General features: G+C 64.8%; 12 protein-coding genes. 4 read left to right on the plus strand and 8 right to left on the minus strand.

Annotation, left to right across the window (positions count from 1 at the left end):
* Positions 1–18: 18 nt before the first annotated feature.
* Entirely contained in the window at positions 19–951 is a 933-nt protein-coding gene (locus GC121_RS05110; protein WP_234421119.1) for a glycine zipper 2TM domain-containing protein, read from the minus strand.
* Positions 952–1,095: 144 nt separating this feature from the next.
* Positions 1,096–1,575, minus strand: a complete 480-nt coding sequence (locus tag GC121_RS05115; protein ID WP_151973065.1) for a GAF domain-containing protein — start codon at positions 1,573–1,575, stop codon at positions 1,096–1,098.
* Between the two features lie 62 nt (positions 1,576–1,637).
* Between GC121_RS05115 and GC121_RS05120 the strand changes: the two genes are divergently transcribed.
* The gene (locus GC121_RS05120) at positions 1,638–3,113 is read left to right on the plus strand and encodes a sorbosone dehydrogenase family protein (protein ID WP_151973066.1); all 1,476 of its coding nucleotides are present in this window, start codon (positions 1,638–1,640) and stop codon (positions 3,111–3,113) included.
* 24 nt (positions 3,114–3,137) lie between these two features.
* On the opposite strand, the gene GC121_RS05125 is transcribed toward GC121_RS05120, so the two are convergent.
* Positions 3,138–3,962, minus strand: coding sequence for an ATP-binding protein (locus tag GC121_RS05125; RefSeq protein WP_151973067.1), 825 nt, complete (start codon positions 3,960–3,962; stop codon positions 3,138–3,140).
* 26 nt (positions 3,963–3,988) lie between these two features.
* Here GC121_RS05125 and GC121_RS05130 point away from each other — a divergent pair, with 26 nt between their 5' ends.
* Positions 3,989–4,921 carry an L-threonylcarbamoyladenylate synthase gene (locus GC121_RS05130; protein ID WP_151973068.1) on the plus strand — a complete coding sequence of 311 codons (933 nt, stop codon included), beginning with the start codon at positions 3,989–3,991 and terminating at the stop codon, positions 4,919–4,921.
* Here GC121_RS05130 and GC121_RS05135 read toward each other — a convergent pair.
* The 5 genes from GC121_RS05135 to GC121_RS05155 form a co-directional block, all read right to left on the minus strand.
* Positions 4,918–5,256 (minus strand): hypothetical protein, encoded by a 339-nt coding sequence (locus GC121_RS05135; protein WP_151973069.1) that lies wholly within the window; start codon positions 5,254–5,256, stop codon positions 4,918–4,920. The genes GC121_RS05130 and GC121_RS05135 overlap by 4 nt on opposite strands.
* Before the next feature lie 158 nt (positions 5,257–5,414).
* The gene (locus GC121_RS05140) at positions 5,415–5,948 is read right to left on the minus strand and encodes a CarD family transcriptional regulator (RefSeq protein ID WP_151973070.1); all 534 of its coding nucleotides are present in this window, start codon (positions 5,946–5,948) and stop codon (positions 5,415–5,417) included.
* Between the two features lie 238 nt (positions 5,949–6,186).
* Complete coding sequence (fdxA, locus tag GC121_RS05145; protein WP_151973071.1) at positions 6,187–6,525, minus strand: ferredoxin FdxA; 339 nt, start codon at positions 6,523–6,525, stop codon at positions 6,187–6,189.
* Positions 6,526–6,584: 59 nt separating this feature from the next.
* Positions 6,585–6,854 (minus strand): S4 domain-containing protein, encoded by a 270-nt coding sequence (locus GC121_RS05150; RefSeq protein ID WP_151973072.1) that lies wholly within the window; start codon positions 6,852–6,854, stop codon positions 6,585–6,587.
* Entirely contained in the window at positions 6,855–9,410 is a 2,556-nt protein-coding gene (locus GC121_RS05155; RefSeq protein WP_234421314.1) for a helicase-related protein, read from the minus strand. It lies immediately after the preceding gene.
* 278 nt (positions 9,411–9,688) lie between these two features.
* On the opposite strand from GC121_RS05155, the gene GC121_RS05160 reads away from it, so the two are divergent.
* Both GC121_RS05160 and hemB read left to right on the plus strand, forming a co-directional pair.
* Entirely contained in the window at positions 9,689–11,290 is a 1,602-nt protein-coding gene (locus tag GC121_RS05160) for a M23 family metallopeptidase (RefSeq protein WP_234421120.1), read from the plus strand.
* A 62-nt stretch (positions 11,291–11,352) separates the two neighbouring features.
* On the plus strand, positions 11,353–12,348 hold the full coding sequence (gene hemB / locus GC121_RS05165) for a porphobilinogen synthase (RefSeq protein ID WP_151973074.1): 996 nt from the start codon (positions 11,353–11,355) through the stop codon (positions 12,346–12,348).

Genomic DNA, 12,348 nt, shown 5'->3' on the forward strand with positions numbered 1-12,348 from the left:
GCTGAGCTCTCGGTCGTATCAGTCGGCGCGCAGGCGCTTGCCCCGCTGCACCGGAGCCGGTGCCGGTTCTGCCCGGCGCGTCACATGGCGTGCGCGGCGGCGCGGGCGGTGGGCGTGTTCTTCCACTTCGACCCATTCTTCTTCGGTCACCGTGGTCGTGGTGCCGCAGCTGTTGCATCCGCTGCGACGGTTGCGATGGCCCGAGACGGGAACCAGCATAACCTGCTGGCCATAGGCCCACTCGCCGCCGCCCAGCTCGTGGCGACGCAGATAGGCATCGCAATAGCGTGCGGCATAGATTTCATTGCGGCTGTAATCGCCATCACCATCGCTATCGAGGATCGATCCGATGGCCGCACCCGCTAGTCCGCCCAGTCCCGCGCCGACTACCGTGCCGAGCAGGCGATCATCATCGGCAATGCGGTTGCCCAGAATGCCGCCGCCGACCGCGCCGATCAGCGCGCCCAGGAAAGCCTCGTCCACATCGTCGTCGTCGTCATATCCGCCCGCGTCCGCCATCAGGAACTGGCAGTCGGAAAGCCACTGGTTGCGCTCTTCCTCGGTATAGGCGAAGCGCGGCCCCTGTTGGCCCGAATGGTGATCGCCGTGATGGCCTCCGTCGTGCGATTCGTGCCAGCCGCGCCCGTCATGCGAGAGCATATGGCCATCATCGCTCACAAAGCGGTGTTCGCCGTGAAAAACGCCGTGATAATTGGCGTCCACCGTGTATCCCTCGGCATCGGTATAGGTGCCCGTCCATTCGCCGTGCCAGGTGTTGTCGCTATCCCATTCGCCTTCCCAGGAACCATCATACTGGCCGTCATAACGCTCGCCAGAGTCGGCATGGTGGTCTGCATGGACGCCCGCATAACGGTCATCCTGCGCCAGTGCGGGAGCGGACACGGCCAGCGCGGCGGCGCCGGCAAGCAGAAGGGCGGGGCGGATAGGCATCGCAGGTGTTTCCCTCATCAGGTTCCGGGCCGTTTACCCGGTTAACCCAATATTTACCTACGAAAGCCGCGGAAAACCAAGGGGTAGGCCGCGCCTGTCCCGTTACGGGGCAAATATCGCTGCGGAAACCGGCTCCAGAGAGAGCTAAATGCGGTCCGCGAGGAGGGCTGCGAGCGCTTCGAGCCCCGCCTGATCCTCGGTATCGAATCGCGCAAGGCTGGGGCTGTCGCAATCGATCACCGCAATCACCGCGCCATCGCGGATGACTGGCACAACCAGCTCTGAACGGCTGCGCGCATCGCAGGCGATATGGCCGGGGAAGGCGTGAACGTCTCCTACCAGCTGCGATTCGCCAAGCGCCGCTGCCCCGCACACGCCGGTGCCCACGGGAATGCGGATACAGGCAGGGCGCCCGACAAAGGGGCCGAGCACCAGCCCGCCATCCACCATGCGGTAAAACCCTACCCAATTGGTGTCGGTAAGAAATTCGCCCAGCAACGCGGCGACATTGGCCATATTGGCGATGCCATCGCTTTCCCCCCGCGTCACCGCATCGGCGGCTTCGATCAGGGCAGCGTAGATTTCCGGCTTGGTCGCACCAGCGGCGGGGGCAAAATCGTACATGGCTCCGCATCTAGGCGCTGAAACGATTGCCGCAAGGGAAAGCGGCGCTTATCTTGCTGCCCATGCGCATCCTCAAGAAGATCCTCATCGCCCTCGCCGTGCTGCTTGTGCTGGCCGCCATTGCCATCTGGTGGCTGACCCGGCCCGACACGGCGGAATATACGCTGGACGAGACGAGCGGCACCGATCCGGTGCTCGCCGAGCCCGATCCGCAGCTGTTCCCCACTATCGGTATTGCCGAACCGGTCGGCTGGGCCGAAGGCACAGCGCCCACGGCGGGCGAAGGGCTGGCGGTGAACCGCTTTGCCGAAGGACTCGATAATCCGCGCGTGGTTTACACCCTGCCCAATGGCGATGTGCTGGTGACGCTGACCAAAGCGCCCGAGCGCGAGCTGGCGGGCGGTTGGCTGGAAGACTTCGTGGCCGGCTGGCTGTTCGACAAAGCGGGCGCGGGAGGGGAATCGGCGAACCAGCTGGTGCTGCTGCGCGATGCGAACGAGGACGGGGTGGCCGAAGAGCAGATCACCATCCGCGAGGACGATCTCGATTCGCCCTCGGGCATCGCGTGGGGCGAGGACAAGCTCTACATCGCCAATCACGACGAAGTGCTGATGTTCGATTACACGCTCGGCAGCAATGCGGTGACGGGAGAGCCCGAACAGCTCACCCCGCTGCCGGCCGCGGGCAACCACTGGATGCGCAATATCATTCTCTCGCCCGATGGCCGCTATCTCTACGTCGCGGTCGGCTCGGCGTCGAATATCGGCGAAGGCGGGATGGAGATCGAGGATATGCGCGCCGCGATCCACCAGCTTGATCTCGAATCGGGCGAAGCGCGGCTGTGGGGTCAGGGCCTGCGCAATCCCAACGGCATGGCATTCAGCCCGTGGTCGGGCGAGCTTTGGACGACGGTGAACGAGCGCGATATGCTCGGCAGCGATCTGGTGCCCGATTACATGACCAATGTCCCCATCGGCGTCCATTACGGCTGGCCGTGGGTGTATTACAAAGATGTGTTTGACGAACGGGTGGAAGCGCCGATGCCGCAATTCCTCACCGAATATACCCGCAAACCGGTCTATGCGCTGGGCGCGCACGCGGCGGCGTTGGGCATGGTGTTTACCGAGGAAGGCACGCGCATGGGCGAGGCTTTCGGGCCGGGCGCCTTTATCGCGCGGCATGGTTCGTGGAACCGCTCTCCTGCCGATGGCTATGACGTGGTGTTCGTCCGCTTTGACGAGCGCGGCAACCCCACCGGCCTGCCGATCCGCGTGCTCGAAAGCTTCCTCACCGGCGATGGCGACACCTATGGTCGCCCGACCTGGGTCGAATGGGATCGCACCGGCGCGCTGCTGGTGAGCGACGATACCGCGGGCATTATCTGGCGCGTGATCGCGCCCGATGCCGCGCCCGCCGCCGCGATCGAGCGGAATCGTGGCGAGCGCCTGCCGCCGGTCCGCCAGCTCGAAGGCGATCCGCGCCGCCGCTTGCAGGAAGCTTTCGAGGAAGGCGCGGTGCGGCCCGAAGATATTATGTGATACGCGGCCGGACGGGCCCGGCGGCTACAGCTGCCTGCCCGCCTGACCGGCGAGCTCGGTTACATAATGCCATGCGATCCGGCCTGACCGCGCCCCGCGCCGCTTGGCCCATTCGAGCGCGTCGTGCGGGTCATAGGACAGGCAGTAGCTCGCGGCGTAGCCTTCGATGATGGCGAGATATTCGTCCTGGCTCGCATTATGGAAGCCCAGCGACAGCCCGAAACGGTCAGCCAGCGCCAGACTATCGTCCACGGCATCGCGCGGATTGACCGGATCGTCCTGCTCGCCTGCATGGCGCGGAACAATCGCGCGGCGGTTCGTGGTGACCGCAAGCCGCACATTCGCAGGCCGCGCTTCCACGCCGCCATCAAGCCAGCTGCGCAAGTGGCGCGGGCTGGCATCATCGCCCACGGCAAAGCCAAGATCATCGATAAAGACGCAGAAATTGCGCTCCACCGCGCCTAGCGCGGCGAAGAGCTGCGGGAGCGTGCCGAGCGCATCGGTGGCGACTTGGACCAGCGCGATGGCACCGCCGTCGGTCTGTGCCTGCGCGATGGCCGCGCGCACCAGCGCCGATTTGCCCATGCCGCGCGCGCCCCACAGCAGCATATCATGCGCTGCATGGCCTGCCGCGAGCCGGTTGATATTGCCCGTCACCGCAGCCTTTTGCCCGTCAATGCCCCGCAGCAGGTCGAGCGCGGGCGCCTCGATGGCCGCGACAGCGCGAACGCCACCGGTCCCCCAGACATAGGCGGGCGCGCTCTGCCAACCGACATCCTTCAGACGCGCAGGCGCGAGACGTTCGAGCGCCCCAGCGATGCGGGAAAGCAGTTGGGCTTGGTCTTCCATCGCCTCTGTCCCTATAGGCGCAAGCGATGAGCAACAAGACTCGCGTCATTCTGGCCGATGCCGAGGGCATAGCCCGCGCCGCGCAGATCCTGCGCGATGGCGGGCTTGTCGCCGTGCCGACCGAGACAGTCTACGGCCTGGCAGCACGGGCGGACAGCGCGGACGCGGTGGCGAAGATTTACGCGGCGAAAGGGCGGCCCAGCTTCAACCCGCTGATCGTCCATGTGCGCGATCTGGAGCAAGCGCGGCGGTTTGCGGATTTTTCGAACGTCGCAAAGGATTTGGCCGCGCGCCATTGGCCCGGCCCGCTCACGCTGGTTCTGCCGCGATGCGAGGACGCTCCGCTGGCTCCCGCCGTGAGCGCGGGATTGCCCACCATCGCCCTGCGCGCGCCCGACCATCCGGTGATGCGCGCGCTGCTCGCCCAACTCGATTTTCCGCTCGCGGCGCCTTCGGCCAATCTCAGCGGCTTTATTAGCCCGACCACACCGGCCCATGTGCTCGCCTCGCTCGATGGGCGGATCGATCTGGTGCTCGACGGTGGCGCGTGCAGCGCGGGTGTCGAATCGACGATTGTCGCGGTGCGCGATGGCGGGCGGCTGGAGGAACTGCGTCCGGGGCCGGTCGCGCTGTTCGATCCGGCAAACACGCCGCCATCAGGCTCCAAAACGGGGAGCATCGAGGCCCCCGGTCAGCTCGCCAGCCACTATGCGCCGGGAAAGCCCGTGCGGCTGAATGTGATTAAGGCGGAGCCCGACGAATTCATGATCGGCTTCGGCGCGGTGGCGGGCGATTGCAATTTGTCCGAAACCGGCTCGCTGAAGGAGGCGGCAGCGCGGCTCTACACCTGCCTGCACGAAGCCGCAGTTGCCGCTCAAACGAGCATCGCGGTAGCGCCCATTCCCGACACAGCAGAAGGCCGCGCCATCAACGACCGTTTGCGGCGCGCTGCGGCCTAATCGTCTTCGGGAGCGGGTTCGAGCGGGATCGTCGGGATCAGCGCGTCCATCTCGGCGCGGATTTCAACCGCTTCGCGGCAGCGCCGGTCATTCCCGTCAAGGCAGTCCTCCTGCGCATCCTGATACTCACGCTGCAACTCACCCAATCGCTCTTCGCGGCGGCGGATTTCGCGGCCGCGTTCGCGGTCCATTTCGTCCTGACTGGTGGTGGCCCAATCCGCCACCTGCCCTGCGGCGCGGACCGGGGCGGTGGCAACGTCCACCAGCGTGCTGGCTACGCAGCCGCTCAGCGAAAGCGCGGAAATGAGCGGCAAAGCAATCCGGGATACACGCATGGCGGACCTCAATTGTCAGGCCGACGAAAAATCTCGTCGCCCGCTCTATGCACCGGCCTGCGTGTCAAAACAATGAATGCGAACTCCTGCGACCACCACGCAACAAAAAGGGCCGCCCGCATCGCTGCGAACGGCCCTTTGTTGCGTGGTGGTTACGATCAGGCCTCTTCGGCACTTTCGTAATATTGCGGCGCGTGTTCTTTCAGCACGTCGAGGATCTTGGCGAGCGCGGTCGGCTCGTCGGTCTTCTCCATGGCTGCCAGTTCGCGGGCGAGCCGGCTGGAGGCCGCTTCGAAAATCTGCCGTTCGGAATAGCTTTGCTCGGGCTGGTCTTCAGGGCGGAACAGGTCGCGCGTCACTTCGGCAATCAGTACGATTTCGCCCGAATTGATTTTCGCTTCATATTCCTGCGCGCGGCGGCTCCACATGGTGCGTTTGACGCGGGGCTTGCCCTTCAGCGTTTCCATCGCTTCCTTCAGCGTCTTGTCGCTGGAGAGCTTGCGCATCCCGATGCTTTCGACCTTGTTGGTCGGAACGCGGAGCGTCATCCGCTCTTTTTCGAAACGGAGGACATAAAGTTCCAGCTGCATTCCGGCGATTTCTTCGTTCTGCAGCTCGATCACGCGGCCCACGCCGTGCTTGGGATAAACGACATAATCGCCGACTTCAAAAGCGGTCGCATCAGCGGCCATAAGCAATCCTTTCACTGGCAAACCCGCATGGTTTCAACGACAAAAGCTCTCATGCGCTGAACCGGGTCAGCCACAATGCGTTTTGTCGAGAAGTAGCGGGGACCTGCCTTCCTAATCCGCCTGGCACGCGAAACCCTGCGCCAGTTGCACATTATATAACAGAGTCGCGACAGAATTTCCAGTGGGTGGTGAATCGCCACCCTTTTGCCCGCTGCGGCGCGCTTACTTGCGCGGTAGCTTAGTCGCCCTCACCCGGTGCTTCGGAGAAGAATTCCTCGAACTTGCCTTCCTGGCCCTTGAAATCGTCCGCGTCGGCAGGCGGCTCTTTCTTTTCGGTGATGTTGGGCCATTCGGCGGAGAACTTGGTGTTCAGCTCCAGCCACTTTTCGAGGCCGTCCTCGGTATCGGGCAGGATCGCTTCGGCCGGACATTCGGGCTCGCACACGCCGCAATCGATGCATTCGGACGGGTTGATGACGAGCATATTCTCGCCTTCATAGAAACAATCGACCGGGCACACTTCGACGCAGTCGGTATATTTGCATTTGATGCAGGCGTCGGTGACGACGTAAGTCATGGCAGCAGCATTCCCTTTCGTTTGCTTGGCCAATCCCTATGGCGATTGCCCGCAAAGCGTCAAGCGCCAGTATGCTGGCCGCCATTCAATTGCCGGTAGTGGCTGCGCGCCTCGGCAGGCGGGCCGCGCCGTTCGGGCAGGCTGTCGATAGCGATCACCGCGATATGCGGGCCGAGGGGCAGGGTGAGCACGTCACCAACCCCAACCGCGCGTGATGCCGCTATCACCCGTTCGCCATTGCAGCGGATATGCCCTTCACCGATCCAGCTTTGCGCGACGCTGCGGCTTTTCGCAAAGCGCAGGCGGCACAGCAGCAGATCGAGCCGCATTCAGTTCTTGAAGAGATCGGCCAGCCCCGCCAGCGCCTTGCCGGTCGCAGGCTGGTTGGCGGGCGGACGCGCCTCGCGCCGGTCTGGGCGGGGGCCGCGCGCATCGCGCTTGTCCTGGGGCGGAAATTTGCCCTTCGCCTCTGTCTTCTCCGTCTTGCGCGGGCCGCGATGCGGGCGCTCGGGCGCGGTGTCCTTGCGCGGCGGGCGCCAGCTCCACGGAACTGGCGGGGGAGGGCCGTATTGGCCGTCGGGAAGCGTGACCTCCTGCCCTTGACGGAAGCCCGCATCCTTCATCAGACTGCGGAAATTCTCGAGCGAAAGCCCCATGCTGGTGGCGAGCGCGATATCGACCGGAAAGCCCTTGCCGCCCGCAACTTTGCCCGCCTTGGCGCGCTGTTCATGCGCGGCGCGGAACAGTTTTTCCGCCATATCAATGCGGATCGCCTGCTTACCCGCGCGGCGATAGCCTGCAGGCAAATGCTTCGCGCCTTCGATCACCGGCGCCATGCTGTCGTGCAACTCGCGCGGGTCTGCGCCCAGTGCTTTGAGCAGCTTGCGCGGGGCGGGTTTGAGCAGCGCGGGCAGATAGACATCGGTCGAACCGATCACCACACCCAGTTTGCGCAGCAGGGGCCGCTGTTCCTTGGCGACGTGCTTCAGCCCTGCATCCTCGCGCCGCACCGTGCCGTTGCGGTCGATCAGCGTCAGCAGCAAAGCGCGCACTTCGCTGCCCGCATCTGGGTCTTGCGCGCCTTCCTCCAGCGCCTTCAACGGCGCGAGCGGGGCGAGTTGCCCGTCGAGCCAGACTTGCAAGGCTTCGCCCAGGCGCTTCGCATTGACGGGATCGAGCGGGCGCAGTTCCTTCGTCATCACAATGCGCGGTGATGCGGCGGTCTTGCCCTTTTCCAGCATGGCGACCGGCTGGCCATCGCGGCGGATCGCGCCTTCGGCAATCTCCAGCGCGCCAAGTTCGGATGTCACCAATTGCTCGGCCTTTTGCGCCAGCAGCGCCGCCATGTGCTTCTCCGCTGCCGCCAGCATCAGCTTGCGGTCTTCCTGCCCGGCATCGGGATCGACGACGAAGCGGAAGCCTTCCAGATGGCCGATCGCTTGCCCTTCCACCGTCACCCGGCCATCATCTTCGAGATTTACCCGCAACAGTCCTGCATCCTTTCCCATACCGCGCATCAATACTGCGGTTCGGCGATTGACGAAACGTTCGGTCAGCTTGCCGTGCAGCGCATCCGACAGTTTCGCTTCCGCCGCGCGCGCTCTTGCAGCCATTTCGTCGCGTGCCAACACCCAATCGGGCCGCTGGCAGATATAGGCCCAGCTGCGGATCGCCGAGAGGCGGCCTTGCAGCGTGTCGATATCGCCGCTGGTATTGCCGAGTTCGCTCACCCGCGCCGCGACATAGTCCGCGCCGATATGGCCGTGGCGCAGATCGGCCCAAAGGCGGGCGACGAAGCGCGAATGCGCCTCCGGCCCCAGCTGGCGGAAATCGGGGAGCTGGCACGCTTCCCAGAAGCGGCGCACCAAGGCCGGCGTCGTGACGCTATCGCTGACGTCATGCTGCTCGGCGAGGCGTTTGAGCACCGCAAGATCAATCGCTTCGGGCGCGGCGGCCAGCTGCTCGCGTTCGGGGCGCATCGCGAGATCGTCGATCAACCGCGCCAGACTGTCAAAACGCGGTTCGGGATTGCGCCAGTAAAGCCGCGTCAGCGGGGCGAAGCGGTGGTTCTCAATCGCGTAGATTTCTTCTTCGCTGAATTCGAGCGGTGCCGAACCGCGTCCGCCGCCCCCTGAGAGCACGCCGAAACTGCCATCGGTCTGATGGCGCCCTGCTCTCCCCGCAATCTGCGCCATTTCGGCAGGCGTCAGCCGCCGCTGGCGCACTCCGTCAAACTTGCTCAGCGAGGCAAAGGCGACGTGGCGCACATCGAGATTGAGCCCCATACCGATGGCATCGGTGGCAACGATGTAGTCAACCTCGCCCGACTGGAAGAGCTCGACCTGGCGGTTGCGCGTTTGCGGGCTCAATGCGCCCATCACCACCGCCGCCCCGCCGCGGAACCGGCGCAGTAATTCGGCGACCTGGTACACCTGCTCGACCGAGAAGGCGACAATCGCGCTGCGCGGCGGCAGGCGTGACAGCTTGGCGGCACCGGCGTGGGACAGGGTGGAGAAGCGCGGGCGCTGTTCGATACTCGCCCCCGGCAACATCGCGCGGACAATCGGTTCGAGCGTGGCCGAGCCGAGCAGCATCGTCTCTTCCCGCCCGCGCGCGTGAAGCAGGCGGTCGGTGAAAATATGCCCGCGCTCGCGGTCTGCCCCTAGCTGCGCTTCGTCCAGCGCGACGAAGGCCTGGCCTCCTCCGTTTCTGGGCATCGCTTCGGCGGTGCAGAGGAAATAGCGCGCATGTGGCGGCTCGATCCGCTCCTCGCCGGTAATCAGCGCACAAGTCGCCTCGCCCTTGATCCGGCAGACCTTGTCATAGACCTCGCGCGCCAGCAGTCGCAGCGGGAAGCCGATCACGCCCGAGGAATGGCCGCACATCCGCTCGATCGCCAGATGCGTCTTGCCGGTATTGGTCGGGCCGAGCACGGCGCGCAAAGGGCTGGCGGAGGGAGGATGGGGCACAGTTCCTCCGTCATGGCGACTGCGCGGGCGCTGCGCAAGCAGGCCCCTCATTTGGTCGCGCGTGCGACTCCGCTCATCGACGTTAGGGTGAAATTCACTTTATCCCCGTAGGAATACGCGCAAATACGAGGGCCGCACTGGTCGCGCGAATTTCCCGTGCCTATGGCGCGCGCAAGGCCGTTTGGAGAACGTGAGTGTTCACCGGAGACGCACATTCCCCGCAAGGTGATGCGGACGATAGCCAGCAGGCCGCTGGCCCCGTGCGTGCGTCAGGCTTTTCCGTTCCGCAGCAAAGCGGCTTCCGCCGCCGGATAAACCGTTCGTCCACCCTGTTTTCGCGCCCGCTCTTTTCCGGCATCGCCAAGGCCAGTTGGGCACCCGATCTTTCGCGCAATATCGGCTCCAAAAGCTGGCTGCGCGGTGCGGCAAGCGTGGTGGTGCTGTCCGCCGTGGCGATTGCCGCATGGCCGGGTTTTTCCCCCGTTTCCGCCGCCCCTTCGATGCCAATCGACGATGCGGTGCGGGACGAGTTTCGTAGCCAGATGATCATGCCGCTCGCGCTGGGCGCGGATAGCGGCAAGCGGATGGGTGCGACCTTTGCCGTGTCCGAACTCGCCAGCGCGCCCGAACGCCCGCGGCTCGATCTGGTGGCAACGCTGACGCAGGGCGACAGTTTCGACCGGATGCTCCGCCGCGCCGGCGTGGGCGAGGCCGAGGCGGCGCAAGTCGCACGGATGATTTCCAGCGCGGTGGCGCTTGGCGAAATCGATCCGGGCACGCAGGTTGACATCACGCTTGGTCGCCGCACCGGCAATGATGCGCCGCGCCCGCTCGATGCGCTGTCGTTCCGCGCGCGCTTCGATCTGCAACTGGTGGTGGAGCGGCGCAACGGCCAGCTCGTGCTCGATCCGCGCCCGATCATGGTCGATGCGACACCGCTGCGGGTGCGTGGCACGGTGGGCAGCAGCCTGTACCGCTCGGCCCGCGCCGTCGGCGCGCCGCCCAGCGCGGTGCAGGAATATCTGCGTACCATCTCGCAAGAGCTGAATCTGGACGCCGATGTCAGCGCGACCGACGAATTCGATATGATTATCGATTACCGCCGCGCCGCCACCGGTGAAATCGAAGTCGGCGATCTCCTCTATGCCGCGATCATCCGCAATGATCGCCCGCGCCTGCAGCTGATGCGCTTCGGCCGCGAAGGCCGGTTCTATGACGCAGCGGGCGAGGGCACGATGCGCGAAGGGCTGATCCGTCCGGTGCCGGGAGCGATATCCTCGCGCTACGGAATGCGCCGCCACCCGATACTCGGCTATCGCCGGATGCATTCGGGTGTCGATTTCCGCGCCGCACACGGCACGCCGATTTACGCGGTGACCGATGGCACAGTCAATTTTGCCGGACGCAATGGCGGATACGGCAATTTCGTCCGTTTGCGCCATGCGGGCGGGATTTCGACAGGCTATGCGCATATGAGCCGGATTGCGGTGAGCAACGGGCAAAGCGTCGCGCGCGGACAGGTGATCGGCTATGTCGGTTCGACCGGCCTCTCCACCGGCCCGCACCTGCATTATGAAATGTATCGCGGCGGTCAGGCGATTGACCCGCTGAGCGTGCAATTCGTCACAAGGGCGATGCTCTCGGCCACCGAAATGGCCAATTTCCGCGAGCGGCTGGTCCGCCTGCAACGGGTCGAGCCCGGCGCGGCGCTGGCCAATCTGGCGCCCGATCCCGCCATGCGCGAGACGCCGCAGCGCGAGATCGACCGGATCGAAAACCGCCGCTCCATCGACTGACCGGTTCGAAAATTCGCCGCCCGCATTGCCCGTAAACGCCTTTTGCGGCAGGACTCGCCCGCATGAACCGAAGCTACCCCAACACCCGCCTGCGCCGCACCCGCGCCAAGGCCTGGAGCCGCGCCATGGTGCGCGAGACCATTCTGACGCCAAGCGACCTCATCTGGCCGCTTTTCGTGACCGAGGGCACCGGCGTGGAAGACCCTGTCGCCAGCCTGCCGGGCGTCTCGCGCTGGTCGGTCGATGGCGTTGCCGCGCGGGCGAAAGAGGCGGCGGCGCTGGGCATTCCCTGCATCGCGCTGTTTCCCAACACGCCCGCGGCAAAGCGCAGCGATGACGGGGGCGAGGCGCTCAATCCCGACAATCTGATGTGTCGCGCGATCAAGGCGGTGAAGGACGCCTGCGGCGAGGATATCGGTGTGCTGACCGATGTGGCGCTCGATCCCTATACCACGCATGGTCAAGACGGGCTGGTGAACGGCGCGGGCTATGTGGTGAACGATGATACGGTGGCCGTGCTGGTCGATCAGGCGCTGAACCAGGCAGAGGCGGGCGCGGATATTATCGCTCCGTCGGATATGATGGACGGCCGCGTCCACGCCATCCGCATGGCGTTGGAAATGGGCGGGCACCATAATGTGCAGATCATGGCCTATGCGGCCAAATATGCCTCTGCCTTTTACGGCCCGTTCCGCGATGCGGTGGGCAGCGGTGGACTGCTGAAGGGCGACAAGAAGACCTACCAGATGGATCCCGCCAATGGCGACGAGGCGCTGGCCGAAGTCGCGCTCGACATTGCCGAGGGAGCGGACAGCGTGATGGTGAAGCCTGGCCTCGCCTATCTCGATATCATTTGGCGGGTGAAGCAGCGGTTCGAAGTGCCCGTCTACGCCTATCAAGTAAGCGGAGAATATGCCCTGATCGAAGCAGGCGCAGCGGCAGGGATCGGTGACCGCGAGGCACTGCTGATGGAAAAGCTGATCGCTTTCAAACGCGCGGGGTGCTCGGGCGTGCTGACCTATCACGCGCCGCTCGCCGCGAGATTGCTGGGAGCCTGA

Origin of the sequence: Erythrobacter sp. EC-HK427, assembly GCF_902498745.1 — a bacterium.
Classification (GTDB): domain Bacteria; phylum Pseudomonadota; class Alphaproteobacteria; order Sphingomonadales; family Sphingomonadaceae; genus Alteraurantiacibacter.